General features: G+C 62.4%; 27 protein-coding genes and 2 pseudogenes. 7 read left to right on the plus strand and 22 right to left on the minus strand.

The genetic code is table 11. The annotated features are described in order from the left end of the window. Positions 1 to 8 precede the first annotated feature (8 nt). The 6 genes from ACQVLG_RS23415 to ACQVLG_RS23440 all read right to left on the minus strand — a co-directional run bounded on the left by ACQVLG_RS23415 (position 9) and on the right by ACQVLG_RS23440 (position 5,282). A complete protein-coding gene (locus ACQVLG_RS23415; protein WP_474291205.1) occupies positions 9 to 494 on the minus strand; it encodes a MarR family winged helix-turn-helix transcriptional regulator in 486 nt (161 codons plus the stop codon). After that, positions 487 to 1,818 carry a S41 family peptidase gene (locus tag ACQVLG_RS23420; RefSeq protein WP_474291206.1) on the minus strand — a complete coding sequence of 444 codons (1,332 nt, stop codon included), beginning with the start codon at positions 1,816 to 1,818 and terminating at the stop codon, positions 487 to 489. Before ACQVLG_RS23420 ends, ACQVLG_RS23415 begins: the two co-directional genes overlap by 8 nt. A 144-nt stretch (positions 1,819 to 1,962) precedes the next feature. Beyond that, positions 1,963 to 2,934, minus strand: a complete 972-nt coding sequence (locus tag ACQVLG_RS23425) for a hypothetical protein (protein WP_474291207.1) — start codon at positions 2,932 to 2,934, stop codon at positions 1,963 to 1,965. An 82-nt stretch (positions 2,935 to 3,016) separates the two neighbouring features. Continuing rightward, positions 3,017 to 3,469 (minus strand): PaaI family thioesterase, encoded by a 453-nt coding sequence (locus ACQVLG_RS23430; protein ID WP_070288367.1) that lies wholly within the window; start codon positions 3,467 to 3,469, stop codon positions 3,017 to 3,019. Positions 3,470 to 3,540: 71 nt separating this feature from the next. Beyond that, positions 3,541 to 4,065: a MarR family winged helix-turn-helix transcriptional regulator gene (locus ACQVLG_RS23435; RefSeq protein WP_474291208.1), complete on the minus strand. Its 525-nt coding sequence runs from the start codon at positions 4,063 to 4,065 to the stop codon at positions 3,541 to 3,543. A 44-nt stretch (positions 4,066 to 4,109) separates the two neighbouring features. Beyond that, on the minus strand, positions 4,110 to 5,282 hold the full coding sequence (locus ACQVLG_RS23440) for a citrate synthase family protein (RefSeq protein ID WP_474291209.1): 1,173 nt from the start codon (positions 5,280 to 5,282) through the stop codon (positions 4,110 to 4,112). Positions 5,283 to 5,382: 100 nt separating this feature from the next. On the opposite strand from ACQVLG_RS23440, the gene ACQVLG_RS23445 reads away from it, so the two are divergent. Continuing rightward, a complete protein-coding gene (locus ACQVLG_RS23445) occupies positions 5,383 to 5,925 on the plus strand; it encodes a GNAT family N-acetyltransferase (protein ID WP_474291210.1) in 543 nt (180 codons plus the stop codon). 20 nt (positions 5,926 to 5,945) lie between these two features. Beyond that, positions 5,946 to 7,010: an NAD(P)/FAD-dependent oxidoreductase gene (locus tag ACQVLG_RS23450; RefSeq protein WP_474291211.1), complete on the plus strand. Its 1,065-nt coding sequence runs from the start codon at positions 5,946 to 5,948 to the stop codon at positions 7,008 to 7,010. 3 nt (positions 7,011 to 7,013) lie between these two features. Here the strand turns inward: ACQVLG_RS23450 and ACQVLG_RS23455 are convergent, their stop codons facing one another. The 5 genes from ACQVLG_RS23455 to ACQVLG_RS23475 form a co-directional block, all read right to left on the minus strand. After that, positions 7,014 to 7,430 (minus strand): hypothetical protein, encoded by a 417-nt coding sequence (locus ACQVLG_RS23455; protein WP_474291213.1) that lies wholly within the window; start codon positions 7,428 to 7,430, stop codon positions 7,014 to 7,016. Between the two features lie 69 nt (positions 7,431 to 7,499). Then, positions 7,500 to 7,847, minus strand: coding sequence for a DUF6434 domain-containing protein (locus ACQVLG_RS23460; protein ID WP_474291214.1), 348 nt, complete (start codon positions 7,845 to 7,847; stop codon positions 7,500 to 7,502). Continuing rightward, positions 7,825 to 8,196 carry a hypothetical protein gene (locus ACQVLG_RS23465; RefSeq protein ID WP_474295899.1) on the minus strand — a complete coding sequence of 124 codons (372 nt, stop codon included), beginning with the start codon at positions 8,194 to 8,196 and terminating at the stop codon, positions 7,825 to 7,827. The genes ACQVLG_RS23460 and ACQVLG_RS23465 overlap by 23 nt, the downstream gene beginning before the upstream one ends. Before the next feature lie 151 nt (positions 8,197 to 8,347). Continuing rightward, positions 8,348 to 9,229: a LysR family transcriptional regulator gene (locus ACQVLG_RS23470; RefSeq protein WP_474291215.1), complete on the minus strand. Its 882-nt coding sequence runs from the start codon at positions 9,227 to 9,229 to the stop codon at positions 8,348 to 8,350. Positions 9,230 to 9,260: 31 nt separating this feature from the next. Then, positions 9,261 to 9,554, minus strand: coding sequence for a hypothetical protein (locus ACQVLG_RS23475; RefSeq protein ID WP_474291216.1), 294 nt, complete (start codon positions 9,552 to 9,554; stop codon positions 9,261 to 9,263). A gap of 44 nt (positions 9,555 to 9,598) precedes the next feature. Here ACQVLG_RS23475 and ACQVLG_RS23480 point away from each other — a divergent pair, with 44 nt between their 5' ends. Beyond that, complete coding sequence (locus ACQVLG_RS23480; RefSeq protein ID WP_474295775.1) at positions 9,599 to 9,913, plus strand: GNAT family N-acetyltransferase; 315 nt, start codon at positions 9,599 to 9,601, stop codon at positions 9,911 to 9,913. 119 nt (positions 9,914 to 10,032) lie between these two features. After that, positions 10,033 to 11,522, plus strand: a pseudogene (locus ACQVLG_RS23485) (MFS transporter). A gap of 4 nt (positions 11,523 to 11,526) precedes the next feature. On the opposite strand, the gene ACQVLG_RS23490 reads toward ACQVLG_RS23485, so the two are convergent. The 3 genes and pseudogenes from ACQVLG_RS23490 to ACQVLG_RS23500 all read right to left on the minus strand — a co-directional run bounded on the left by ACQVLG_RS23490 (position 11,527) and on the right by ACQVLG_RS23500 (position 16,419). Next, entirely contained in the window at positions 11,527 to 12,576 is a 1,050-nt protein-coding gene (locus ACQVLG_RS23490; RefSeq protein WP_474291217.1) for an alpha/beta hydrolase, read from the minus strand. A gap of 29 nt (positions 12,577 to 12,605) precedes the next feature. After that, the gene (locus tag ACQVLG_RS23495) at positions 12,606 to 14,048 is read right to left on the minus strand and encodes an alpha/beta fold hydrolase (RefSeq protein ID WP_474291218.1); all 1,443 of its coding nucleotides are present in this window, start codon (positions 14,046 to 14,048) and stop codon (positions 12,606 to 12,608) included. An 84-nt stretch (positions 14,049 to 14,132) separates the two neighbouring features. Then, positions 14,133 to 16,419 (minus strand): annotated as a pseudogene (locus ACQVLG_RS23500) (heavy metal translocating P-type ATPase). Positions 16,420 to 16,517: 98 nt separating this feature from the next. Here ACQVLG_RS23500 and cadR point away from each other — a divergent pair. Continuing rightward, entirely contained in the window at positions 16,518 to 16,949 is a 432-nt protein-coding gene (gene cadR / locus ACQVLG_RS23505) for a Cd(II)/Pb(II)-responsive transcriptional regulator (protein WP_034787498.1), read from the plus strand. Between the two features lie 12 nt (positions 16,950 to 16,961). After that, positions 16,962 to 18,044 (plus strand): hypothetical protein, encoded by a 1,083-nt coding sequence (locus ACQVLG_RS23510; protein WP_474291219.1) that lies wholly within the window; start codon positions 16,962 to 16,964, stop codon positions 18,042 to 18,044. Here ACQVLG_RS23510 and ACQVLG_RS23515 read toward each other — a convergent pair. The 7 genes from ACQVLG_RS23515 to ACQVLG_RS23545 all read right to left on the minus strand — a co-directional run bounded on the left by ACQVLG_RS23515 (position 18,041) and on the right by ACQVLG_RS23545 (position 22,975). Further along, entirely contained in the window at positions 18,041 to 19,573 is a 1,533-nt protein-coding gene (locus tag ACQVLG_RS23515; protein ID WP_474291220.1) for a methyl-accepting chemotaxis protein, read from the minus strand. The genes ACQVLG_RS23510 and ACQVLG_RS23515 overlap by 4 nt on opposite strands. 77 nt (positions 19,574 to 19,650) lie before the next feature. Continuing rightward, positions 19,651 to 20,130 (minus strand): cache domain-containing protein, encoded by a 480-nt coding sequence (locus ACQVLG_RS23520; RefSeq protein ID WP_474291221.1) that lies wholly within the window; start codon positions 20,128 to 20,130, stop codon positions 19,651 to 19,653. 201 nt (positions 20,131 to 20,331) lie between these two features. Further along, complete coding sequence (locus ACQVLG_RS23525; RefSeq protein ID WP_474291222.1) at positions 20,332 to 20,748, minus strand: hypothetical protein; 417 nt, start codon at positions 20,746 to 20,748, stop codon at positions 20,332 to 20,334. A gap of 28 nt (positions 20,749 to 20,776) precedes the next feature. Then, complete coding sequence (locus ACQVLG_RS23530) at positions 20,777 to 21,163, minus strand: hypothetical protein (RefSeq protein ID WP_474291223.1); 387 nt, start codon at positions 21,161 to 21,163, stop codon at positions 20,777 to 20,779. A 113-nt stretch (positions 21,164 to 21,276) separates the two neighbouring features. Next, the gene (locus ACQVLG_RS23535; protein ID WP_474291224.1) at positions 21,277 to 21,828 is read right to left on the minus strand and encodes a DUF4142 domain-containing protein; all 552 of its coding nucleotides are present in this window, start codon (positions 21,826 to 21,828) and stop codon (positions 21,277 to 21,279) included. A gap of 100 nt (positions 21,829 to 21,928) precedes the next feature. Further along, positions 21,929 to 22,579, minus strand: coding sequence for an SMI1/KNR4 family protein (locus tag ACQVLG_RS23540; protein WP_230537832.1), 651 nt, complete (start codon positions 22,577 to 22,579; stop codon positions 21,929 to 21,931). 3 nt (positions 22,580 to 22,582) lie between these two features. Beyond that, positions 22,583 to 22,975: a MerR family transcriptional regulator gene (locus ACQVLG_RS23545; RefSeq protein WP_077404457.1), complete on the minus strand. Its 393-nt coding sequence runs from the start codon at positions 22,973 to 22,975 to the stop codon at positions 22,583 to 22,585. Between the two features lie 72 nt (positions 22,976 to 23,047). Here ACQVLG_RS23545 and ACQVLG_RS23550 point away from each other — a divergent pair, with 72 nt between their 5' ends. After that, entirely contained in the window at positions 23,048 to 23,839 is a 792-nt protein-coding gene (locus tag ACQVLG_RS23550) for an SDR family NAD(P)-dependent oxidoreductase (RefSeq protein WP_474291225.1), read from the plus strand. Positions 23,840 to 23,845: 6 nt separating this feature from the next. Here the strand turns inward: ACQVLG_RS23550 and ACQVLG_RS23555 are convergent, their stop codons facing one another. Further along, positions 23,846 to 25,075, minus strand: a complete 1,230-nt coding sequence (locus ACQVLG_RS23555; RefSeq protein ID WP_474295777.1) for an NRAMP family divalent metal transporter — start codon at positions 25,073 to 25,075, stop codon at positions 23,846 to 23,848. Positions 25,076 to 25,203: the final 128 nt, after the last annotated feature.

Genomic DNA, 25,203 nt, shown 5'->3' on the forward strand with positions numbered 1-25,203 from the left:
CGTGTCCGTCAGCCCGGGGAACTGATGCGCTTGTCCAGCGGCCTCGCGTTGAGCGCATCGGCGGCCCGGTCCACGAATTGCCTGACGTCTCCCACCTCGGCAAACAAGCCGGCATAGGCCGCCCGTATCAGCACCGTGCACTGCTCGAATTTCTCCAGCTGCGACAAGCCTTCATCGGTGGGCATCAATATCCGTCGCCGGGCATCATGGTCGTCGTTCCGATACCGGATGAGGCCCAGGCGTAGCAGCTTTGGTATCTTTTGCATGACCAGTTGGTGCGAATGTCCGAGTTCGCGCGCCAGATCCGAGGCGGAGGCCGAGCCGAGCGTTGCCAGAACAGTCATCAGCGAACAGGAGCGAACCGGGATGACGATCCCCATCGTATCGAAGACCGTCTTGGATTGCTCGGCGATCAGGACGCTCAGCCGTTCGACGGCGCGGCCGAGGAACACCGCGTCATCGATCTCGGCCGGGTGAAGTGTCTGTTTAGTCAAGGCGCTTGTACCTCTGGATGCTGCCATCCTTGTTCACGCGTTCCAGCTCCGTCACTTTCCCGCTTGAAACATTCAAGCGGTATCGAAAATCTGACACGCCTTCCACCGCGAACAGGTCGGGGCCGATCGGCTCAAGCGCGACCCGAAGCCGTTCGCGCCAGAGATAATAGAGCGTGCCATTGTCCAGAATGATCTGGCGGCCTTCATATTTTCCGGCCGCTTTCGCCAGCATCCGGACATCGGCGTGCGGGCGCTCGATCGCTGCCGTCAAGCTCGGGAGCAGCCAGGCCAGTTCGGTTCGCCTGGCCTCATCGTTCTTCGCCAGATTTTCAAGCGCCAGCTTGTGCGCCAGCGGCAGCGCGCGAATCGAGGGGCTGGCGATATCGGGTTGCACGCCGGTTCCTTCGAAATCGCCATGGTCCACGGGATCCTGGATCTGGCCGATCGGCACTTGCACGAAAAAATCGTCGTTGAGCGGCTTGCGCGCGACCGGATGCGCACCGCCGGCTGTCCGCTCCCCGATCAGGGTTGCGCGCCCAAGCTTCTTCATCGCATAGGAAAACCATTCTGCGGAGGAAAACGACGTGGAGCCGGTCAGGATATAGACGGGCTTGTCCACCATGCGCTTGCCCGGCAAGCCCGGCAGCACCCATTGCCCGCGCTGGATACGCTTGCCATCCTCATTATAATAATAGTCGAAGAGCAGCTGGTCTCTCTCGCTGGAAAAGAAATAGCTCGCCAGGAATTGCGCCATTTCCAGATGTCCGCCATTGTTATAGCGCAAATCGATGATAACGGCATCCGTATTGCCGACGAAGCGCATAACAGACGCGGCCGTATCATAGGCAAGCTCGGGATCGGCAAAATAGCTGAATCGTATATAACCGATATTTCCCTTCAGGCGGGCGACCTCGTCGAAACCGAAATTGGTTTCCTCCAGCCTGCGCGATTCTTCTTTTCGTATACTGGCCTTGAGCGCCGGATCGGCCTTCGCCTTGAATTCGGCGATCCACTTCGCGTCGGCACCGACGAAAAAATGCAGGTCTCCGCTGACTTTGACGAGATCGTCGGTCAGCTTGCTCGCAAACTCAGCCTTCGTGGCCGCCGCGTCATAGTCTCCCTTTTTCAGACGCTCCTGAAGCACCGGCGCAATTTTTCTTGCGATGTCCGGAAACGGGTAGTTCGCATTCAGGGCGCTATCGAGGGAGGCGATGACCGCGCCCTTTTCGTCTCGCGAGATGCCCGGTGCCTCGGCAAAAGCGCTTGATGCGCAGACGATGGACAGTGCCGACAGCGTTTGAAGCAGACATAAGTGATAGCGCATTCTAATGTTCCCCCCCACGGTGAAAGCCGATCATACAATATATTGCGCAATATGTTGTATAAAATATGCGAGGTGCGCCCGGGGCAGGCTGGTGTTCGTCAAGCTCAGCTTCCGGCGGCTTGTGCCCATTGCTGCCGCCCGCAGTTAAGTTGACAGTGAAATTTGCTGTAACTTTGCTTCGATCTGATTCAACGCATTGAGCTTTTCTTCGCGATGAGACCAGTTCCCGGCGGCCAGCGCCCGGGCTCTTTGCTGCCCAATACAGTCCAATGCCAGTTGTCGCGCCTGCTGGTCGCATGCCGCTCTTAGCTTGATATCGGCAAATGCGAGAGCAATCGACGCTTCGCAGCGCACATCATAGTCCATGGCGTTGATGTCGGAGTATCCCCACTGTCTTGCCAGTTTCTCAAGGAATCGAATTGGCATGACGTCCTTGTGCGTCTTGCGCCAATCGCGATAGCTCTCCAGAAGATCGGCTCCAGTATCATTGCCGTTCGGCGAGAAATCATCCGCGCAACTCCAAAAAAATGGATCATCGAGAATTTCGCGTGCTTTGGGATGAAAGTCCTCCCAATCAATTCCCAACGCCTCCCAGGGTGACATTGCATCACGCTGGGCTTGTGCTGCTGCCTCCAGCCCCGATGCAAGGAGTTGCAGAGCTTCCCCCGAATGCGGGACGCGTTTCTTGGCGGCTTCACAGTGCTCTAGAAATCGCTCCAGGCTGAAATCATCGGTGCGCTTCAATCGCGTTCGCAATAGCCCGAGTGCATGGATGACTTCATCAACACCTGCCTTAAAAAGTGGCAAGGACAATGTTGGAGAGCGCGTCCAGTCCCGACCTTCCATCAATTCGCTGGCGATATCGATCTCGACCTTGCCCTTTGCTCTTCGATAAGTGATCTTAGGTAGCGTTGAGCGGAAACTATTGTGCGTCTCCAGGAGCGATTCCAAGGTCTTCTTTGCCGGACCAGAGTCTCCAAAGTGAAGCGTGACTGCAATTTCCTTAATCGCGTCGCCAAAACTGCCCCCTCCCGCCAGAAGAAAATCCCCAATCGGAGACAACGTCGTGTGACCGCCGTAGCAATTATAGGATTTAGCGCTTACATGGAAATCCATTCGATGGTGCCTTTCATGCAAAATTCCAATCTTTCTGAATGTCGATACAGCTGAAAACTGCACAAACTAATGCCGGGCCGTATCATGCGGCCGCTTGTTCCCGGGGCCGGATGATCATGCAGGTGGCCGTCGCGTGCGCGTAGACTTTACCCGCTTCGTCGCGGATCGTGCCTTCGGAAATGACCAGGTTGCGTCCCGCATTGATGACTTTGCCTTCCGCAAAGACCGTCACGTTGAAGGGCAGGGGACGGCACATCTTGATGTTCAGGTCCGTCGTGCCATAGCTTTCGCCGGCCGGCAAGACAGTGTGCGTGGCGCAGCCCGTGACCGTGTCGAGCACGGTGGCAGCGAAACCGCCATGCACGCCGCCCATGGGATTCGTGTGGTTTTCATTCGCCGTGGCCGTGAAGATCACGCGGCCGTGCTCGATCGTATGCGCATCCATGGGCATGGTCTTGGAAATGCCGGGCCGGGGGAACAGGCCTTGCGCGAAAGCTTGCATCAGTTGCAAGCCGGTCATGTCGTTGGGGTGCATGGTAACTCCTGTGGGTGAGAAAAAAGGGTATGAAAATGCTTAACCCAAGGGCAATGACCGGGGTCAGACCCTCAGGGTCTGACCCCAGCTTTTGTCTGTGGGGTGGCTTGATCTTGCGCAAAACGCAGGCGCGAGGCGTGCAGCAGGAAGCGGGCGACGATGGCCAGTTCTTCCTCGCTGAAACCCGCTTTCAGTTGTTCATTCAGGCTGTCGAGCAGGGGCAGGGCGGCGGCCAGCACCTCGCCGCCCCTGGCCGACATGTGCAGGGTGCCGGCGCGCGCATCAAGCGCCGACTGGCCGCGCACGATCAGGCCGTTTTCTTCCATGCGCGCCACCAGGCCCGTGACGGCCGAGTTTTTCAGCTGCAGCGCCCGCCCCAAATCCTTCAATTGGCAGCCTTCCTCGCCCTTCAGGGCAAACAGGGCGACAACTTGCGTGCCGGAAAATCCCAGTTCGCTGGTAAACACGGCATCGGCCGAGCGGAACAGGTTCTGGCGCGCCAGGTTGAGCAGGTTGAACAGGCGCGGCGAACGCTCGCCCAGCGGGCAGGCAGCGGCATCGGTGCGGTCGGATTGGGGAGAGGTATTGGTACGCATGCGGAGTATACTACTACGTATGCGTAATAAATCAAGCGACTATTTTAATCGCGCAGATGGCGCCCGATGTAGCGTGCGCGCGGACGGATCAGGGCCGCGCTGTCCGCTTGCTCGGCGGCATGCGCGATCCAGCCGGCCGACCGGGCCAGCGCAAACACCACCATGCCCGCGCCCTCGGGCCAACCGAACGCCAGTTCCATCGCCGCCAGCGCCAGGTCGGCATTCGGGCGCGCATCGCGCAACTGGCCCGCCGCCGCGCAAACGGCCAGGATGGCGGCCAGTTCCGGTTTCTCGTGCGCCATTCTCGACAGGATTTTCAGCAGATACGCTGCGCGGGGGTCGCCGCCTGGATACAGCGGGTGGCCAAATCCGGCGAATTCCGGCGCGACGGCCTGGTAACAGGCGACGATGGCGGCCCCGGCATCCGGTGCGGCCAGCGCCTGCGTCAACATGCGCCGGGCCGCCGCGCTGCCGCCGCCGTGCTTGTCGCCGGACAAGGCCGCCAGGCCGGCCATCAGCGCGGCGGGCAGGCTGGCGCCCGTCGAGGCGACGCAGCGCACGGCAAAGGTCGATGCATTCAATTCATGGTCGGCCAGCAACACGAGCGCGGCGCGGATCAATTCTGTTTGCTCCGCATCGGCTTGCCACGCCCGGGCCAGCTGCAGGTGCAGCGGCAGGATGGACGGCGCCGTCCGGAGCAGGGCGGCGGCCAGGATGCGCATCAGGGCGGGGCCGGATGGCAGCGAGTGCGCCATGTCCGCTGTCGCCAACATGGCCAGGGCCAGCATGGCGCGCGCCAGCGGGGGCCCGTCCGGCGCGCCGGCCAGCCCTGGCGGCAGGGCTGGCGCGTCCTGCTGAAAATAGTCGCTCGCGTTGTCGTCCCACAGCAGGCCGGCGGCAGCCTCCAGCGTCGCGGATTCGGCCAATGCCGTCGCATCGCAGCCCCGGTACAGCAACCGTCCATCGAGTATATGGGAAATCCGCGTCTCCAGCACGGGCAAGCCCCAGTTTATGGCCGCCATGGCCGTCTGGCCACCGCGTTTGGCATCGTTCTTGCGCGCCGCCAGGCGCAGCACGTCTTCCCGCGGATAGCGCTTGCGGCGCGATGCCCCATTGCTGACGGAAGCGAGCAAACCCCGGCTCACGTAGGAATACAGGGTGGGCAGGCTGACGTTCAAGAGGCGCGCAGCCTCGGCAGCGGACAGATCGTTGTTCATGGCGGCCATTGTAGCGGCTGTCGCTTTATATTGATTGATGGAATCAAGATTGACGGGCCGGGCGGCGCGTCACTAGACTCATGCCTTTCCAGGAGTCTCCATGAGCATATTTACCATTCGCACCCTGCGCCCCGGCGATGCCGCGCCCTTGCTGGCTTTCGAGCAAGCCAACCGGGCCTGGTTCGAGCGCCATATCGACCGGCGCCCCGATGATTTTTACAGCCTCGACGGCATTCATGCCCACGTCGCGCAATTTCTGGACGAGCACGCACAGGGCCGCATGCATCCCTGCGTCATCGTGGCTGAACACGGACAATTGATCGGGCGCGCCAACCTCAAGGACATTGACCGGGAGCAAGGCCTGGCCGAAGTCGGCTACCGCATCGGCGAGCAGCAGGCGGGCAAGGGCCTGGCAACGGCCGCGCTGCGCCATCTGATTGATCTGGCGCAAGACGAATGGCGGCTGGCCAGTCTGTGTGCCTACGCCATCGATGGCAATGCGGCGTCGATCCGCGTGCTGGAGCGCTGCGGTTTCGTGCAGGGAATGGCCGTGCCCGATATCGCCATGGTGGAAGGCAATGTTGTCGATGGCCATGCCTATGCGCTGGATTTGCGGGCGGCTGGGGTAGACTCTATCCTGTGAGAAATAAACAATTATCAGAGATGAATCAGGAAAGCCTCAAACGTCCAGCACGCATCGTCGTCATCGGCGCCGGCATCGTCGGCGCGTCGCTCGCCTACCACCTGGCCAGCAAGGGCGCACAAGTCACCGTGGTCGAGGCGGGCGGCGTCGCGTCCGGCGTGACGGGCACCTCGTTTGCCTGGATTAACACGTCCTGCGCGGGGATTGACCCCATCGCGGCCCTGCGCGGCGGCGCCATCGCGGCCTGGCGCCAACTGGAAACGCAGGTGCCGGGCCTGACGGTGCGCTGGCACGGCGCCTTGTCGTATGGCACGCAGGATGGGCGCGTGTCTTCGTCATCCATCGTGCTGGACCGCTCGCGCATCGCCCGGCTTGAACCACGTCTGCGGCAGCCGCCGGAACAAGCGCTGTACGAGCCGGAGCAGGGCGCGCTCGACGCCGTTGCCGCCACGCATACCTTGCTGGCGGCAGCCCAGGCGCTCGGCGCGACGGTCCGCACGCACACGCCCGTGCTGGGTTTTACCGTCCGGGACGCGCGGGTGACGGGCGTGGAGACGGCCGCGGGCCGCATCGGGACCGATATGGTCGTGCTGGCGGCGGGGACGGGCACGGCCAGCCTGGCCGCGCAGCTGGGAGTAGACTTGCCGATTCACGCCTCGCCCGCCATCTTCCTGCGCTACCAGGCGCCGCCGGGCCTCGTGCGCGCGATTATTTCCAATCATGCAATGGAAGTGCGGCAAGCCGAGGACGGGACCATGCTGGCAGCGGAAGATTACCTGGACGACGCGCCGGAAAACCAGCCGGCCGCCATCGCGCTACGCACGGCCAGCGCGATCCGGGACGAACTGGAGGGGGCGGAGGCCATCGCGCCGGAATTGGCCTGCATCGGCCTGCGCCCCATGCCGCTTGACGGCGTGCCCGTCATCGGCTATCTGCCGCAGGTGGGCGGCGTGTACGTGTGCGCCATGCATCCGGGCGTCGTGCTGGCGGCCATCGTGGGCCAGCTGGCCAGCGGGGAAATCGTCGATGGCCAGCCGGCGCTAGCCCTGGAGGCTTGCCGGCCAGCACGCTTTCTGGCGTGCTGATTCCTACGGCACTGGCACCACGAAGACGGGCAGGACGAACGGCACTTGCTCATCGCCGTCCTCCGACGGGGCCTGCATATAGTGCTCGTTGCGCCAGTCCCCGTTCACCACGCGCTCGGCGATCAGAGATAAATCCTGCGTTTCGCGCAGCGCGCAACGAAACGGCAGCCGGCCATGCGAGCGCGACACCAGGCTGTAGCGCAACTGCCGGCATTGCGCATCGTGCCAGCAATAGAACAGCATGTCCTCGCCCTGGAGCGCGCTGCGGCGGGCCGCGATCACCTGGCCGATGAAGGCAACGATATCGGCCGCATGAATCTGCGGCGTTTCCTCGTCCGTGGGCGAAAAGCTCCACATATTGGTTCGGGCTTCGTAATTGATATCGTCGGGATCAATTTCCACGGGATCGTCTTTTGCCATGGCGAGCCAGCTGCTTACGACGGTTGAGTGCATCATGTAACGCTTTCAGTGCTTATCAATATTTTTTATTTACGCATCACCGGCTTGATTATGTCGGCGCATCCATTCATCCGCGACATCGCCCATGTTTTTGACGGCGCCATCGCCGATCCAGGCCATGAATTCACGGTCAAGCTTGAACTTTGGCCCGCACTGGGCAAGCAGGAAGCGCCTGACGTTTTGGGTGTTCCTGTAGTTGGCGTCAATGACCGTGTGCCGGGTGATGGTACTGCCATGCCAATCGAAATCCATGCTGCAATCCTTCCTGACATATGAAGCCTGGGTAGAGAACGACCTGCAGGTGAGCTTGCTCTTGAACTCAGGCCTCGAAAATACATCAATGCTCAGTTCAGCCTCATCCGACTGCAGATTCCGCATATACTATTCTAAAACCATGATGCTGAGATTGTAGTTTAATACATAATCCTTGATGAAAATTCTCCTGAGTCAAGTCATTCACAATGCAATATAAGTCAAATCCTGGTGGCCGAACGATCAATGTCAGTTGATAACTTAGAATTTCTTCATTTTTCTCGGAATAATATGTCTTCATTGCTGTGTTTTTTACATATACTCCGGATTTTCTCAAGGCCTCATTAATCAGATATATTATATTATCATCGAGCGTCACATCTAAATTGTCATGGCCATTATATTCGCATAGTATTGAAATCGGAAACTCCACCGCAATTTCAACTTCTCTTGCATAGTCGCAGCTTATCTTCATAATTTCATGCCTTGCTGGTAATTTGATTTTAAATGAGATATCAATCGTTCGAATGAAGTTCTACAATTCAAAGGCTGGCGCCGACTTTCCATGCCAGCATCTTGGTGGAGCTTTCGCCGCTGGCGTCGTCAAGCTCCGCCATGGCCACTATTCACCCCCGCGGCCCATCCGCCAGCAACTCCGCCAGCCTGTTCGTCAACCACAAACTCGTCTCGCTGAGCTTTTTCCCATGAATCGACAGCCGCCGCACCGGCAGCCTGGATAAAGCCAGCGCAGGGCAGGGTACTTCCTGCAGATAGCCCTTGTAGTTGTCGTAATTGGCGATATTGAGCGGCAGGATCGCCCAGCCCAGCTCGTCGGCGACCATTTCCGCGATACTGTAAAAACTGTCGGAAAACCACACGGCGGGGCTGAACGCGTGTTCGCGGTTGAGCTCGGAATCCATGATCAGCTGGCGGTAACGGGTCAGCTCGTTGCGGCTCACTTCCTGGCCATGCGCCATCGGATGGCCTTTGGCCACGAACACGCCTTGCGCCACGCTGCCGATGTGCTGCTGTTCCAGCACGGGAGAAATCGGCCCGCGGTCGAAGTGGAAGGCCACGTCGGCTTGCTGCTGCTCCACGTATTGCGCCACTTCGGACGCCGTGGCGTTGAGCATCACCAGTTCCAGCGCCGGGTAGCGCGCCGCCAGCTCTTTTACCAAAGTGCCGATGGCCAGGTAGGGCAGGGCTTCGTCCAGCGCCAGGGTCAGCTGGGCTTCGGGCGCCTCGCTCAGCAACTGGGCGCGCAGCTGCAAGCGCTCGGCCTGGCGCAGCAGTTCGCACGCTTCCAGATGCATCACCTTGCCCGCTTCCGTCAGCACGGCGCTGCGGCGCGAGCGGTCGAACAGTTCCAAGCCGAACTCCGCTTCCAGCAGGCCGATCGAGGTGCTGACCACCGATTGCGCGCGGCCCAGCCGGCGCGCCGCGCCCGAGAAAGAACCGGCCGCGACAGCTGCTTCAAAGTAACGCATTTGTTCCAAAGTCCATTGCATGGCATCCACCTATCTGTTTTACAGATGGATTTTAACTTGAATGCCATTCAGGGGCGACATAAAATGCTTTTACTACTTCAATAACACGAGATCCGCCATGCAAAACGCCCAAGTCCATACCCCCGCCATCAGCTTCAGCTGGTGTCACGACGCCACCGCCGAAGATGCGCTGTGCAAGCTCTACCTTGATAACGTCAGCGCCGACTATATCTCCCATTCGGAGCTGCAGGGCGAACGCGCCGACGCGCCCGGCAACTGGCGCGCGGACTTGCCTGAAGTCATACGCGGCGAAATCCGCGCCGCCCTGTCGCACGACTGGACGCATGGCGATTCGACCCTGCTGGCCGTCGCCACCGCAGGCGACGCATCATCGTCGGCATGGCCTTGGTGTCCATCGATACGCGCCAGCGCGCCTCGAAATCGTTCGCCGCGCTGGATGACCTGGTCTTGTTGCCTTCCGTGCGCGGCAGCGGCATCGGCAGCTTGCTGGTGGAGTGGGTGGCCGACGAGCTACGCAGCCACGGCATCGCCCGCTTGTTCCTCGAATGCGGCGCACACAACCTGACGGCGCAACAATTCTTCCAGGGCCGCGGCTTCAAGCAGGTTTCCGTCGTCATGCTGCGCGAACTCGATGCGCCGGAAGTGACGGCCGCCGTGGATGACAAGGATGGCGACCGTGGCTGACGCCCGCCGCCCCCGACAAGGCCAGGCCCGTGGCAGCCTGGAACGTAAATATTTGCGCAGCACCCGCTTTATCCAAACCGATAGTTGTTAAAAGTTACACTAAAATCCATGAGTTGTTTATGCATCCAATGAAAAAATGGCTGACGCTGGCCATCGTCTCCAGCGCCCTGTTCCTGATCGTGGTCGACATGACCGTGCTCTACACCGCCTTGCCCGCGCTGACGCGCGACTTGCAGGCCACTTCCTCGCAAAAACTGTGGATCATCAACGTCTACGCGCTGGTCGTCTCCGGTCTGCTGCCCGGCCTCGGCACCCTCGGTGACCGTCTGAGCCACAAACCCGTTTTCCTCGCCGGCCTGGCCGTGTTCGGCATCGCCTCGCTGTGCGCCGCGTTTTCGCCCGCGCCTGAATGGCTGATCTTTGCCCGCGTGCTGCTGGCAATCGGCGCCGCCTTGATGATGCCGGCCACCTTGTCCATCATCCGCCTGACGTTTACCGATAACCGCGAGCGCTCGTTCGCCATCGGCGTGTGGGCGGCGATTGCCTCCGGCGGCGCCGCGTTCGGCCCCGTGCTCGGTGGTTTCCTGATGGAACATTACTGGTGGGGTTCCGTGTTCCTGATCAACGTGCCCATCGTGCTGCTGACCCTGGTGCTGGCCGCCGTCGTCCTGCCGAAACGGGCCGGTAACCGCGACAAGCCGTGGGACTTGAAGGGCTCGCTGCAAATCATGATGGGTCTGCTTGGTGGCGTGTATGCGATCAAGGAACTGGGCAAGCCGCAGCCGTCGTATGCGCTGGCCGCCACTTCGTTCGCCGTGGGCGCCTTCTTCATGCTCAAATTTGTGCGCCGCCAGAAGCGGCAAGCCAGGCCGCTGATCGACTTCGCCCTGTTCCGCGAACTGCCGTTTTCCAGCGCCGTGGCCGCCGCCATGGTGGCGTCCGCCGCCCTGATCGGCATGGAACTGGCGCTGAGCCAGCACATGCAGCTGGTGCGGGAATTGTCGCCGCTGGAAGCGGGCTTGCTGCTGTTGCCGCTGCCGCTGGCGTCCGTGTTTGCCGGTCCGTTGACGGGTTTCATGCTGCCGCGCGCCGACAAGGCCAAGGTCCTGTGGGGTTCGCTGCTGCTGTCCGGTATAGGCATGGCGTCGTATCTGCTGCTGCATGACGCCGCCGTCTCGGCGCGCAGGTGGCCAGCCTGGTGATCCTGGGCCTGGGCCTGGGCGCCGTCATGACGGCCGCATCGAGCGCCGTGATGCTCAACGTTGCTCCCCAGCAAGCCGGCATGGCCGCCTCGATCGAGGAAGTGTCATACGAGCTGGGCGCCGTGATCGGCGTGACGGTGCTGGGCACCATCATGTCGGCCGTCTACAGCGCCACCCTGGTGATCCCGGAAAGCGCGGGCCTGTTGCCGAACGCGCACGACACCCTCGACGCGGCGCTGCTGGCCGCCGAGCAATTGCCGGCCGAACTGGGCCTGCAAGTATCGGAACTGGCCCGCTCGGCCTTCGACAAGGCATTTATTGTCGTGCTGGCCACGGCTTCCGCCATCCTGATGGCAGCCGCCGCCACCATCCGCCACCTGCATCTGCGGGCACGCCGCGCGGTTTAAGTGCTCAACGACCGAGCAGCGGCGCCACCTGGTCGCGCAAGACCGTCCATTGGGCGTCCAGCACGGCCTGGTTGGGGTCGTGCCCGGCCCGTTTCACCACCGTAAAACCCTTGGCCGGCGCCGTGATGCTGTCGAAGTACTTGCGCGCGATGGCGGGCGAGGTCAGCAGGTCCGCTTCGCCCATGATGAAGAACACGGGCAAGTCGAAGCGCGTGCCCAGCGCGGGCAGGTCGACCTTGGCAAACATGCCGTCGCCGCGCAGGCCGATGAACTGGATGTACGAGTAATCATCGGCCGCCTCGGCATCGGCCAGCGCTTGCGGCGTGGCATAGAACGGCGCCGGCTGCCACCAGTGCTTCGGAGGCGCATCCGTTGCCAATCCCTCATATTTGCGGTCGAAGCGGCGCAGGATGCCGAAGTTGCGCGGATCGGTCCAGGGCGGCGCACCGAGCGCCGTCAGTTTATTCACCGTGGCGCCATCGCCGGCTGCTTGCGCCAGCGCAAGCACTTCCCGGTACATGCCGCTCTCGTTGTCGCGCGCATTGACCACTTGCGCCGTGCCGATGTACGCGTGGAACAGGTCCGGCTGCGCCTTGGCCATGTGCACGCCCAGGATCGATCCCCAGGAACTGCCCATCAAAATGACTTTATCCTTGCCCAGGTGCTGCTGCAGATAGCGGGCCACGGCGATGCCGTCGTCGCGCATCTGTGCCACCGTCAGCGGCACGTCTTCCGTGGGCCGCTGTTTCGCATATGTCATGCCCGCGCCGCGCTGGTCCCATTGCACCAGCGTGTAGTGGCGCTCCCAGCCCGCATAGATGGCGTCCGCAAACGGACTCAAGGCATTGCCGGGGCCGCCATGGATGAAGAGGATCACGGGATTGCCGCAAGCGGCGCCCGTGACGGTGATCCATTGCCCGATGCCATTGATCGGCACATAGCCCTGTTCGCGCACGGCTTGCGCAGGCGAGGCGCAGATGGACGGCGAGGCGGGCGCCGCCTGTGCCGTGCCGAAACAAGTTAACAGCAGCAATGCCAGGCCTGTGATGCGCATATCGTCCTCTTCTATATAGTGTGGGGGAACTACAGCGTGCAATCCTGTGCCTGCTTGCCGGCAATAAAGCGGGCGCTGGCTTGTTCGAAACAGGCGGGCGCCGTCCACAGGATGAAATGCGGGGCGTTGTGCACGGTGGACAGCGACACCTTGCCCGCCTTGCGCTGCGTCAAGGCCTGCACTTGCGCCTGCGCGCCCGCGTATGGCGTCTTCGGATCCAGCGTGCCCTGCAGCACCAAAGTTGGCGGCACTTTCGCCGGCAAGGCGCCGAAATAGGCGTCGCGCGGGTAGGTGGGCAAGCCGCCGCCCAGCAGGATGCGGGGCAGGGGACTGGTCAACAGCAAGTCCGCCTCCTCACGGTCGAGGTCGGCAGCCGTCCAGTTGGGGCGCAAGGAGGGCTGCAGAGTGTTTTCCGAATTGCTGATGATGCTGACCAGCGGAATCGACAGCGGCGACTGGGGATAGCTGCCCAGCCCGGCCGCCGCGTCCGTCAACGTGGCGCGCACGGCCGCCAGTTCCGTCTCGCCGCCCTGGTCCAGGTCGCGCAGCAGATACGGGATGCGGGCGCGGGCGGCCGGCACGTCGAGCATGCCGCCGAGGAAGTTTTTCAGGTTCTTGCCGGGAATCTGCGCCAGCAGGGCGGGATCGGCTTGCATTCGCTCCAGCACGCGCCGGTACAAGGTGGCAGCCGGCTCGCCCAGTGCCGCATGGCAAGCCGCATCCGCGTCGCAGCGGGCCAGCACCTGCATGCCGACCTGGTTGACCACGTGCGAGCGCTGGCTCAAGTCCCAGCGCGCATCCGCTTGCGGCGGCACCAGCGAATCAAAAATGACGCCCTGGACGGGCAGCGGCCCCAGCTGCAAGGTGCGCAAGACCAGCTGCGTACCATACGACACACTGTATACATACACGGGCGGCCGCTTGCGCTTGCTCCGTTCGCCCTCGATCAAGGCTTGCAAGTCGCGCGCGGCCGTGGTGATGGAAAACTGCGCCGCGTATTCGGGCATCAGATTGATGCCCTTGAAGCAGCTGGCCCATTCGGCGCCGGCCAGCGCGCGTCCGCCCGGGCTTTGTTCCGATTCCTCCACCTTGCACAGGCGCGACGAATGGCCCGTGCCGCGATGGTCGGGGATCAGGAATTCGAAACCGGGAAAGCTGCGGCGCAAGGTGGGCAGCAGGCTGTAGAACGAGGCGCCCGATTCGCCGGGGCCGCCCGCCACCAGCCACAGCGTGCCCTTGGCGGGTTTGCCGGCAGGCACGTCGGCGGCAAACTTGCGCACGAAGACGTGCATGGCATCCGCCTCGCCGACGGCGCGGCCCTGCGCATCGTAGCTGCCTGGCACGTTCAAGCCCGAGCACAGGCTGCCGGGGGCGGCCGTATCGGAGCAGGGCGTGAAAAACATCGGTTCGGCGTGCAGGGAAACGCCTGCCAGCAGCATGGCCAGCAGGGTCAGGCGGGGTAGTAAGGTCATCGGCTACTTTGGCGAAGGTGGAGGTCAAGCGCCAAAGTAGCTTTTTTACAGCAATTGTCCAGATTGAAATATTTCTGACAGGATTTAGTTGCTCTTGCTGCCACGCAACAAACGCAGTCCATTCGCCACCACCAGCAGGCTGGCGCCCACGTCGGCGAACACGGCCATCCACAAGGTCGCCGTACCGGCCAGGGCCAGGCCAAAGAACACGGCCTTGATGCCGATGGCAAAGCTGATGTTTTGCACGAGGATGCTGCGCGTGCGCTGGCTCAGGCTGATGAATTCAGGCAATTTCCCCAGTTCATCGTCCATCAGGGCCACGTCTGATGTTTCGATGGCCGTATCGCTGCCGGCCGCGCCCATGGCAAAGCCGATGTCCGCCTGCGCCAGCGCCGGGGCGTCGTTGACGCCGTCGCCCAGCATGGCGACCACGCCGAACTGCTGCTGCAAGGCCTTGATTTCATCGAGCTTGTTTTCTGGCAGCAATTCCGCCTTGACCAGGCTGACACCGACTTCATCACCGATGCGCTGCGCCGTCAGTAAATTGTGTCTCCCGTCAGCATCACTGTCGTCACGCCCAGCGCATTCAGGCGGGCAATGGCGGACGCTGCCGTCGGACGCAGCACGTCGGCCACGGCGATCACGCCCAGCGCACCGGCTGAGGTGGCCAGCACCATGGCCGTGTAGGCTTGCTGTTCCAGCCGCGCCAAAATCGCTTGCAGTGCCGGCGTCAAGAGCTTCAATTCCGTCATCAGGCGCGCATTGCCCAGATAATATGTCTGGCCATCGATATTGCCTTGCACGCCGCGTCCATGCAGGGCGGCAAACTGGGTGACGGGCAAGTGGCTGCCGGCGGGCGGACCCGCCTTGACGATGGCGGCGGCCAGCGGATGGGCCGAATTGGCGTCCAGGCTGGCGGCCAGCAGCAGGATGGCGTCGCGGTCGCTGCCTTCCAGGGCCACCACGTCCGTGACGGCCGGCTTGCCCATGGTCAAGGTGCCCGTCTTGTCGACGGCGATGGCCTTGATGCGGTAGCCCGTTTCAGGAATTGCCCGCCTTTCACTAAAATGCCGCGCCGCGCGGCCGCCGTCAGGCCGCTGACCACCGTGACGGGCGTGGAAATGACGAGCGCGCACGGGCAGGCGATCACCAGCATGACCAAGGCCTTGTAGATCCAGGCCATGAAGGGCTGGCCCAGCAGCAAAGGCGGCAACACGGCCACGAGGATGGCGAACACGACCACGGCGGGCGTGTAGTAGCGGGCGAAATTGTCGACAAAGCGCTGCGTGGGCGCCTGTTTTCCCTGGGTTTCCTCGATCACCTTGACGATTTTCGCCAGAGTGCTGTTGCCGCTGTTGGCCGTTACGGTGACGTCGAGCAAGCCCCGTTCATTGATGGTGCCCGCATACACTACATCGCCCACGGTCTTGTCCACCGGCATGCTTTCACCGGTGATCGGCGCCTGGTTGACGGACGACTCGCCGCTTTGCACGATGCCGTCGAGGGCGATGCGCTCGCCCGGCTTCACGCGCATCACCGTGCCGATGGCCACCGTGGCGACGTTCACCTGGCTCCAGGCGCCGCTGGCGTCGGCAACGGTCGCCGTGTCGGGCGCCAGCTGCATCAGGCTTTGCACGGCGTTGCGCGCGCGGTTCAGCGACAAGCCCTCGATCAGCTCGGCGATGGCGAACAGGAAGATGACCATGGCCGCTTCCGGCCACTGGCCGATGGCGATGGCGCCGAAGACCGCCAGGCTCATCAGGAAATTGATGTTCAGGGTGAACGTCTTCAGGGCGATCCAGCCCTTTTTCAGGGTCGGCCAGCCGCCCGTGGCGATCGACAGCAGGGCCAGGGCGATGACGAGGGGCGAACTGTCTGCGTGCGTGGTCCTCGCCAGCGCCTCGGCGCCCGCCGCGGCCAGGCCGGAGACCACCAGCAAGCCTTTTTGCATGCCTGACAGATTGCCTTCGTTCGGGTCGCGCGCGACGACGGCGTCCGCTTCCATGGGAATCGCCTGCATGCCGATGCCGTGCAAGGCCGCTTCCACTGTGGCCAGCGAGGCCAGGGTGTGATGCACGTCGAGCACGCGGTTCATCAGGTTGAAATCGAGGCCCACGACGCCCGCCATATTGGCCAGCTTGTTGCGGATCAAGCGTTCTTCCGTGGGGCAATCCATGTTGGCGATACGGTATTTGGCCGTGTTGGCGCCCGCGATGGGAGCGCTGGGCAGGGCTGGCGCGGCATTGGCCGCAGGCGTGGATGAGCACGCATGCTGGCTGGAACAGCAACTGGCCGCCTTGGGTGCATGCTTATGCTCATGGTCGTGCTTGTGCTCGTGCTCGTGGGTATGATCGTGGCTATCGTGCGGCATCGCATTCGTCCTTCCGGTTTCGTGTATGCTTCCATTAGAAACCCTGTAGCCGCTACAGGGTCAAGAGAATTTGCAAGAAAGAATGAAAAGGGGATGCCATGCGTATCGGAGAACTGGCCAAACGGACAGATTGTGACGTGGAAACCGTGCGTTACTATGAAAAGGCGGGCTTGCTGCAGGAACCGGGGCGCAACAGCGCCGGCTACCGCGAATACCGCGAAGAACACCAGGAACGGCTGCAATTCATCCGCCATTGCCGCTCCTTGCAGATCGGCTTGACCGATATCCGCGCCTTGCTGGAATTTAAGAACAATCCCGCCGAAGGCTGCCAGAGCGTCAACGAATTACTCGACCACCATATCCTGCGCATCGCCGAGCAGATGGCGAATTTGCAAACCTTGCAGCAGCAACTGGTGACCCTGCGCCACCAGTGCGACCAGCCGCAGCCGTCGCAAGACTGCGCCATTTTGCAAAACCTGTCCGAGGCGGCCAGCGGCCACGACTGCGCCTGCCATACCGAACTCCATTGAACCGATTGCTGCATGCTGAAACTGTTACCTAAAAAAACTTTACTCACCTTGTCCCTGCTGTCGCCGCTGAGCCATGCGGCCGATGTTCCTGCCGCCGCCGGCCATTACCTGACCTTGTACGCCGCACCCGGCGTGCCGCAAAACGATGACCCGTACACCTGGAGCACGGTGGGCGGCAAGCAACTGACAAAAGGCGTGACCAAGGCGGACGGCCGCGCCTATCTCAAAGGGGAAGAGGGCGAAGAAAACTATATCTTGAAAACCGTCAGCATGCGCTGGCAGCTGAAGGTGCCGGCCCGGTGCTGGCAGGGCTCGCCCGAGGCTTTCCTCGATTGCGTCAAGCTGGCCAAGACCACCAGCCGCTACGATGAGGAGCAAGAGGCGCTCAAGCTGGCGGAACAGCAGAAAGAATTGAAAATGCAGGCCAGAATCGCCGCCTATGCGGTGGAAGCCCAGGCCAACGACGATGCACTGGCCTGGCTGGGCCGCTTGCCTTCGAGCTGGACCCTGGAAGGCTATGGCAAGCGCCTGCTGGGCATCGGCGACAAGATCTCCAGGTACATCGCCGACGAAGTGCCGCAGGACGGGCCCGACGCGCGCCAGTTCGTCTGCCGCGCGCCGGCCTTCTATGGCCCCGTGCCGGACCAGGCAGCCGTCGAGGCCTGGCTGGGATCGCCTGATGAAGTGGGCAAGGTACGCACCGGCCCCGCCTGGAATGCGCTGGTGGCGGCAGGCGAAAAGGGCAACTGGATGGCCCGTCTGGAACTGTATTACGCCTTGTCCGGCGCCAATGTCAGCGAACTGAGCCTGCTGGAACAGTACCGCATCGTGCAATTGATGGAATGGCTGCACAAGAAGAAGATTAGCGGCCTGTACAGTTATTTCATCGGCGCCATGCCGGTCGCTCCCGGCAGCAACTACAGTGCCGTCTGGCGCAGGCGGGATCAGGTTTTTCTGTATTCTGCGCAACTCGGTGATTACCATCAACAATTCCGCATGGGCAATGTTTTGCGGCGGGAAACCGACCCCGCGCTGGTCGAGACAGGCAAGGCCATGCAAGCCTGTTCCCGGGCCGCCATGCCGCACCGGCGCTAACGCGGCAGCAGCGGCGGGCCACCGTCGCCCAGGCGGAAGGCGTCGACCACGCGCAATAGATCATGCGCCTGGTCCTGCATGCTTTGCGCGGCGGCCGCCGATTGCTCGACGAGGGCGGCATTGCGCTGGGTCAATTCATCCATTTCCGTGATGGCATTGTTGACTTCCTCGATGCCCTTGCTCTGGCGCTGGCTGGCCGCCGTGATGTCGTTCATGATTTCCGTCACCTGCTGCACGGAGGCGACAATATCTCCCATGGTGCGCCCGGCGCTGTCGGCCAGCTCGCTGCCTGTTTCTATGCGGGCCACGGAATCCTCGATCAGTTGCTTGATTTCGCGCGCCGCCGTGGCCGAGCGCTGCGCCAGGCCCCGCACTTCCGTGGCGACGACGGCAAAGCCGCGTCCCTGTTCGCCCGCGCGCGCCGCCTCCACGGCCGCGTTCAGGGCGAGGATATTCGTCTGAAACGCGATGCCGTCGATGACGGCGATGATGTCGACGATGCGCCCGGAGCTGGCCTTGATCGAGCCCATCGTCTCGACCACCTGGCCCACGACGCGCCCGCCTTCCAGCGCCACGTTCGAGGTCGACAGCACCATCTGGTTGGCCTGGTGCGCATGGCTGGCGTTTTCCTTCACGGTATCGGTCAGGGCATGCATGGACGAGGCTGTTTCCTGCAAGGAATGGGCTTGCGACTCGGTGCGGGCCGACAAGTCTGCATTGCCGAGCGCGATTTCGCTCGCTTCCACCGTGATGGTGGAGCCGGCCTGGCGTATGTCGCCCAATAAGGTGTTCCAGTTTTTCAATACGGTGGCCAGGGCGCGCGACAGCTTGCCCACCTCGTCATTGCCCTGCGCCTCGATGCGCATGGTCAGGTCGCCGGCGGCCAGCGACTCGGCGGCGCGGCAAGCTTCATCGATGGGGCGCACGACGGAACGGGCCACCCAGGTGGCGATCAGGGCCAGCAAGGCAAAGCCGATGGCCATGGTGCCCAGCGACAGCCAGCCGGCGCGCTGGCCCGCATTTTTTGTCTCCTGCAGCGCGTCGACGGTGCGGTGGTCGAGATTCTGCAGCACCTGGCGCAGCTGGCCCCGCACTTGCTGGTAGTGCGTGGCGGCATTTTGCATCGCCGCCACGCCCGTATTCGGGTCCATCGACGCCAGGTCCAGCGCCTGCGCCACGCTGGCGCGGTAGCGCTCAAGGCCTGGCAGGGCCTGGGCCGCTTCCGTGGCGGCACCAGAGAATTTCTGCAGTTCCTTCAATCCTTGCGCAATGGCATTGAGCTGGCCATCCGTTTGCGTGCCGAATTGCTTGAACTGTTCGTCCGACAGGCTGGCGGCGATGGCGATCTTCGCATACACGTCGGCGTGGACTTGGCCGATGGCAATGGCTTGTTGGTTGGCAAGCCGCTCGGCCGTCAGGGTGACGTCTTTCAGGTCGCGCATGCGGCTTTCGTTTTGCTGCATGGCGAAGTAGGACAAGGCCCCCATGGCCAGCAGGCAAGCCAGCGCAACCACCGGGACGATCAACATCTTCTGTGCGATTTCATCGGAACCCATATCGTCAAGAGAGCGGAAAACCATCCCGGCGCTGGCGGCGCGGCGGCTGGCTACAGGTAAATGCCGCCGCAGACGACGGTGTCGGCCAGTTTTTCGCAGTACATGGCCTTCGGTTCGATCTTCTTGTTTTCCGGATTCGTGAATTTGTATTCCTGCCAGAACGTGCCCTTGCTCTTGGCCAGGTCGACTCTTTCCTTGACGAAGGCCTTGCCGTCGATATCCTTGAGTTCGATCAAGTTCTTGCCCACCATTTTCGGGTTGGCGCCATGCGCGACGACCGTGCCGTCGAGTTTATACACGACCAGGTACAGGTCGTGCAGGATGAATTGCGGCGCCTTGGCCGTGATCTCGCCATATGCCTTGGCGTCGCCAGCGCTCTTGATGTAGGACACGCCTTTCTTGACCATGGCTTCGGCGTCGGCGCGCGTGGCGCCGCCTTCGGCAGCGCTGGCCGTGCTGGCGGCAACGATAAGGGCCAGGCAAAGGGGGGGGTGAACTTGGGCATGAGTGTCTCCTTCAAATTGCGGCAAGGGATGCCGGCAGGGAACCGGCGCGGTGGGGGAGTGCCGACGGTTCATGGTAGCGCGATGCCAGCGGGCATGCGCTGGTGCAACAAATTTTTTTTCAGTGGGGCGTTTTCGCAACATCGCGTGCACGTTGCCGAAATGGATCTTTCATAGGGGAAAGGCCACTACCGGCTATCGATACGCTAGTGTGGCATCCGCACCGCACTACCAGGTGGATTGGTCTTCCGCCGCCGCGCGCGCCAGGTCGTCGCGCCAGTCCTGCTGCACCAGCCGGTAGATATCGGCAAAAAAGGCGCGCGGATCGGCCATTTCATCCCACATGGCGGGCAGGGCGTGCGTGCTTTCGGGGTCATGTTCGAGGATGGCCTGGAAGTCGTAGGCGGGGTCTTGCAGCGCCTGCGCCAGCACGGCCACCAGCGCGTGGCGGTGGCGGTAGCTGAGTTCCTTGTATTGCGAGGTGATGTCGCGCCGTATCAGGGCCGCGCGCTGGACCGGGTCGTTCATGTCCCAGGTGTCCAGCTCCACACCCATGGTTTCTTCGCGGTCATACACATCGAAAGGGCCGAGGAAATAGTGGAGCGTGGGAAGATAGGGAGCGTCGCTCCAGGGGCCTCGCAGCATGGGAGTCTTTCGTTCGATTGCTAAATGTTTACGCGCATTCGGGCAAGGTCCAGCCTTCGTCGCCCATGTCCGTCGGGTAGATGGCGCGGGTCTGGTTCTGGCCCCAGCGCGCATGGTCGAGAATGCCGTCTTCATGCATGTCCAGCACCCATTCGGTGCTTTCCAGCAAGGTGCCATCCTTGTGATAGACGCGGAAGAAGGTGGAAGTGCTGAGGGCGCGCACGATGTTCTGCGGCACGCCGTCGCCATAGTGGGGCACATAGGTCTTGATCACGCACGTGCCCTGGTCATTCCATTCCTGGGCATACACGCTGGCATTGCGCGCCGCGCTCACCTTGATGAATAGCCAGGCTGCCAGCAAAATGGCGAACAGGAGGGCGGCGGCGATCAGGCCGGTTTTCTTGAGTAGCTGCATGAGGTCATGGCGGGGCCAGAAACTGAGTTGCCGCATTGTATGTCAAGTGCGGAAATACTTGCCGTACAGCACGTACGGCAAGCATTTATGCGTTTATTGCCGGGTATGGCCGTCTATTTCGCCAGGGACGCGTGCAGCGCGTTGGCCATTTCCAGATGATGTTGCAACGCTGGCAATGTTTTCGCGGCAAAGGCCTTGATGTCGGGATCGCTGGCCTTCTGGCTGGCGTCCGTGAACAGTTTCACGGCTTCCTTGTGCGCCGCCACCCCGATGCTGGCCGCATATTCCTTGTCGAACTGCGCGCCTTCCAGGCGGCCCAGCTTGTCGAGCTGCGCCTGGTGCTTCTTGCCGGGCTGGTCGCTGACCTCGATCTGCTTGCTGCTGGCCAGCTGTTTCAGCTCGTCCGCCACTTTCGTGTGATCCGTGACCATGGCATCGGCGAATTTCTTCACTTCCCCATTGCTGCTTTTACTTTGCGCCACTTTGCTGGCGGCAATTTCCGTGCTGCCCGCGTCGGCCGCCTTGCTGAGGAATTGCTTGTCGTACGCACCGGGCGCGGCGGCGGCGATGCTGTTGATGGCGATGCCGCTCAGCAGCGCCACGGCGGCGCCGATGGCGACGCTTTTCAGGGAGGGCGCGCGGGAACTGGTGGTGGGGATAGGCATGGGAACTCCTTTCGGGTGTGGTTTTTTCTGCAAGCTGATGACAATGTTAAGCCAGCAGTCCGCGCACACCTATAGGACACTGTCGAAGCTCCCAGTAGGACTAGTCCTGTTCGTTAGCGCACAGTTCGACTTGTTTCAGGGCAAACAAGGCGGCGATGCCCGCATCGCGGCGCCAGGCGGGCATGCCGATATCGAGCCATTCCGCCATCGCGTCCAGGTGCGATGGCTCCGAAACGCTGTGTTCGATTTCATCGAGCACCGTGTCGCGGTCAATGTACAGGCTGTCCAGCCAGGCGTCGAACGACGGGGCCAGTTCCATCAGGCCGTGGGCGCGCTTGCCCGTCCAGTCCGGCAACTCCTGCACATAGGCCAGCACGCGGCCGCCGCCTTCGTCCGTCAAGTCCAGGTAAAGCATGGAATTGCCGCCATCGCGGGCGAAGGGCAGGATTTTCACGGGCATGTCCGCATGCTGGCGCGCCGCGCGGATTTCGCCGACCAAGGTTTCATCGCAGAAATCGCCTTCGTCGGCGCTGAAAAAGGTATTGAAACCCATTTTCTCCACGCCGCCATTGCCGTCCGGCACGTCCGTGGTGTAGTCGAACCAGGCGCCGTTGGCCGCTTGCAGGAAAGCCAGGAAGGCGGGCGGCAACGGTGCTTCCAGCAAGGTTTCGATGGCGGCGATCTGCTGCGCCGTGGGGGCAGGCTTGGCGCCCTCGAGCGCCAGGTGGCGATACTGCGTGTAATAGGTCATCGATTATCCTTGTAATTTTCTTGCGGCCGCCACGCCATCGTCGCAGCCCGTCTCCACCTTCGCCAGCGCATCGACGAGGCCGGCCCGCAGCACGGCCATCGAGCGGGCCTTGTCGTCGATCTGCGCGATTTTCGTTTCCAGCATGGCCCGTTTGGTTTGCGCATCGAGCGCATTTTCCTGCCATACAGCAATGACTTCGGCGATTTCCTTCAAGGTAAAGCCCAAGGCCTTGGCGTGGCCGATCAGCTCGATGCGCCGCAAGGCCTGCGCCGAGTATTCCTTGTAGTTGTTCGTCATGCCCGGTTGCGGGGCTTCATCCAGCAGCCCCTGGCGCTCGTAGAAACGCACCGTGTCCTTGCTGACGCCCGTCAGGCGGGTGATTTCTCCGATACGCATGGTTTTTCTATTGACCGTGGACTAAAGACCACAGTTTACAGTAAAAACACTTTCAACTACGACACTTTTGCCATGACCGCCTTCAACTACACCAAGCAGACCGTGCTGATCACGGGCGCCTCGTCCGGCATCGGCCGCGTCTTTGCGGAAACCCTGGCCGCGCGCGGCGCGCATTTGCTGCTGCTGGCCCGCTCCGGCGCCGTGCTCGAGACGCTGGCCGCCGAGCTTGCCAAGCGCCACGGCATCCGCGCCCACGCGCTGGTGGCGGACCTGAGCCTTCCTGGCGCCGCCCAGAACGCCCATGCGCAGGCCTGCGCGCTGGGCATGCCGCCCGACGTGCTGATCAATAATGCGGGTTTTGCCACGCATGGCAGGTTCGAGACCATCCCTCTCGCGCGACAGGCGGCCGAAGTGACTGTCAATTGCACGGCCCTGATGGAACTGACGCACTGCGCCTTGCCGCACATGCTGGCGCAAAAGCGGGGCGCCGTCATCAATGTGGCGTCCACGGCGGCCCTGCAGCCCGATCCCTACATGGCGGTCTACGGCGCCAGCAAGGCTTTCGTGCTGTCGTTTTCGGAAGCGTTGTGGGCGGAAAACCGCAGCCGCGGCGTGCGCGTGCTGGCCCTGTGCCCGGGCGCCACGGAAACGGCCTTCTTCGACGTGGTGGCCGCGCCCGAAGCGGCCGTGGGCAAGCGCATGGATCCTCAAACGGTCGTCGATGAGGCGCTGCGCGCGCTGGACCGTGGCCGCAGCAGCCACGTGGCGGGCCGTCCCAACCGCCTGCTGGCATGGCTGCCGCGCTTGCTGCCGCGCCAGACCGTGCTGGGCATCGTGGAAGGCATGCTCAAGCCACGGACTTGATGCGCATCAAAACGCCATCGTGGCGAACATGGCCAGCACGGCCGTCGCCATGACGCTGGTCGCCAGCCAGCCCAGCGCCCGCAGGCGGCGCGAAATGGTCAAGGTGCCCATGATGGCGGGGCGCGAGGCCATCACCATCATCAGCACCATGATGGGCACGGAAATGACGCCGTTGATGACGGCGCTCCAGTACAGGGCCTTGATGGGGTCGAGCGGCGAAAAGCACAGGGCGGCGCCCAGCATGGTGGCGCCGATGATGATGGCGTAGAACTTCTTGGCGGCCCGGGGCGCCAGTTCCAGGCTGTTTTTCCAGTGAAAGGCGCCCGCCATGGCGTAGGCGGCCGAGCCGGCCAGCACGGGAATGGCCAGCAAACCCGTGCCGATGATGCCCAGGCTGAACAGGGCGAAGGCGAATTCGCCGGCAATCGGGCGCAGGGCGGACGCGGCCTGGGCGGAGGTGTCGATGTGCGTGATGCCTTGCGCGCCCAGGGTCACGGCCGTCGTCAGCATGATGAAGAAGGCCACCAGATTGGAAAAACCCATGCCGATGGCCGTGTCCATCTTGATGCGCTGGAATTGCCGTGGCGCCTGTTCCGGCGCGCGGCGCAAGGCTTGTGCGCTGGCATCGGCCTGCAAGTCTTCCACTTCCTGCGAGGCTTGCCAAAAGAATAAATAGGGACTGATCGTGGTGCCGAACACGGCCACGATCATGGTGACCGACGCGGCCGACCAGGCGAATTGCGGCCAGACCGTGCGCAGCGCCACTTCGCTCCAGGGTATGTGCACGGTCAGCACGGTCGCCACATAGGCCAGCAAGCCCAGGGTCAGCCATTTCAGGATGCGCACGTATTGTTGATAGGGAATGAAGACTTGCAGCAACAGCGACAGTAAACCAAAGCCGACGGCGTACAGGTGCGCGGGGCCGCCGATGATCAGGGTCAGGGCATCGCCCATGGCGGCCACGTCGGCGGCGATATTGATGACATTGGCCAGCAGCAGCAAGCCGACAATGGCGTACAGCAAGGATTTCGGGTAGTGGCGGCGGATATTCGTCGCCAGTCCATGGCCGCTGACCCGGCCGATCTTGGCGCTGATGACCTGGATGCCTAGCATTAGCGGAAACGTCAGGCACACCGTCCACAGCATGCCGAAGCCGAACTGGGCGCCCGCCTGCGCATACGTGGCGATGCCGCTGGGATCATCATCGGCCGCGCCCGTGATCAGGCCGGGGCCCAGCTTGCCCAGCCAGTGTGTCGGATGGGTCGGCCCGGCCGCTGTCGGTCTGCATGCGTCGCTCCTGCGTGATGGAGCAAGCAGCGTATCACAGGCGGGCGGCGGCCAGAAGGGGCACCGCCCGGGAAATT

This window comes from Janthinobacterium sp. TPC_1 (assembly GCF_056037845.1).

Bases quoted from the DNA above. Each gene is read 5' to 3' on its own strand.
- ACQVLG_RS23460 (WP_474291214.1), bottom strand. From the start codon at position 7,847: ATGCGGAATCTGCAGTCGGATGAGGCTGAACTGAGCATTGATGTATTT.
- ACQVLG_RS23540 (WP_230537832.1), bottom strand. From the start codon at position 22,579: ATGACCTATTACACGCAGTATCGCCACCTGGCGCTCGAGGGCGCCAAG.
- ACQVLG_RS23445 (WP_474291210.1), top strand. From the start codon at position 5,383: ATGAGCATATTTACCATTCGCACCCTGCGCCCCGGCGATGCCGCGCCC.
- ACQVLG_RS23435 (WP_474291208.1), bottom strand. From the start codon at position 4,065: ATGCGTACCAATACCTCTCCCCAATCCGACCGCACCGATGCCGCTGCC.
- ACQVLG_RS23475 (WP_474291216.1), bottom strand. From the start codon at position 9,554: ATGCGTCCAGTCGTGCGACAGGGCGGCGCGGATTTCGCCGCGTATGAC.
- ACQVLG_RS23490 (WP_474291217.1), bottom strand. From the start codon at position 12,576: ATGCGCATCACAGGCCTGGCATTGCTGCTGTTAACTTGTTTCGGCACG.
- ACQVLG_RS23515 (WP_474291220.1), bottom strand. From the start codon at position 19,573: ATGTTGATCGTCCCGGTGGTTGCGCTGGCTTGCCTGCTGGCCATGGGG.
- ACQVLG_RS23465 (WP_474295899.1), bottom strand. From the start codon at position 8,196: ATGAAGATAAGCTGCGACTATGCAAGAGAAGTTGAAATTGCGGTGGAG.
- ACQVLG_RS23525 (WP_474291222.1), bottom strand. From the start codon at position 20,748: ATGCTGCGAGGCCCCTGGAGCGACGCTCCCTATCTTCCCACGCTCCAC.
- ACQVLG_RS23420 (WP_474291206.1), bottom strand. From the start codon at position 1,818: ATGCGCTATCACTTATGTCTGCTTCAAACGCTGTCGGCACTGTCCATC.
- ACQVLG_RS23535 (WP_474291224.1), bottom strand. From the start codon at position 21,828: ATGCCTATCCCCACCACCAGTTCCCGCGCGCCCTCCCTGAAAAGCGTC.
- ACQVLG_RS23530 (WP_474291223.1), bottom strand. From the start codon at position 21,163: ATGCAGCTACTCAAGAAAACCGGCCTGATCGCCGCCGCCCTCCTGTTC.
- ACQVLG_RS23425 (WP_474291207.1), bottom strand. From the start codon at position 2,934: ATGGATTTCCATGTAAGCGCTAAATCCTATAATTGCTACGGCGGTCAC.
- ACQVLG_RS23430 (WP_070288367.1), bottom strand. From the start codon at position 3,469: ATGCACCCCAACGACATGACCGGCTTGCAACTGATGCAAGCTTTCGCG.
- ACQVLG_RS23545 (WP_077404457.1), bottom strand. From the start codon at position 22,975: ATGCGTATCGGAGAAATCACCCGCCTGACGGGCGTCAGCAAGGACACG.
- ACQVLG_RS23450 (WP_474291211.1), top strand. From the start codon at position 5,946: ATGAATCAGGAAAGCCTCAAACGTCCAGCACGCATCGTCGTCATCGGC.
- ACQVLG_RS23495 (WP_474291218.1), bottom strand. From the start codon at position 14,048: ATGACCTTACTACCCCGCCTGACCCTGCTGGCCATGCTGCTGGCAGGC.
- ACQVLG_RS23510 (WP_474291219.1), top strand. From the start codon at position 16,962: ATGCTGAAACTGTTACCTAAAAAAACTTTACTCACCTTGTCCCTGCTG.
- ACQVLG_RS23550 (WP_474291225.1), top strand. From the start codon at position 23,048: ATGACCGCCTTCAACTACACCAAGCAGACCGTGCTGATCACGGGCGCC.
- cadR (WP_034787498.1), top strand. From the start codon at position 16,518: ATGCGTATCGGAGAACTGGCCAAACGGACAGATTGTGACGTGGAAACC.
- ACQVLG_RS23455 (WP_474291213.1), bottom strand. From the start codon at position 7,430: ATGGCAAAAGACGATCCCGTGGAAATTGATCCCGACGATATCAATTAC.
- ACQVLG_RS23440 (WP_474291209.1), bottom strand. From the start codon at position 5,282: ATGAACAACGATCTGTCCGCTGCCGAGGCTGCGCGCCTCTTGAACGTC.
- ACQVLG_RS23470 (WP_474291215.1), bottom strand. From the start codon at position 9,229: ATGCAATGGACTTTGGAACAAATGCGTTACTTTGAAGCAGCTGTCGCG.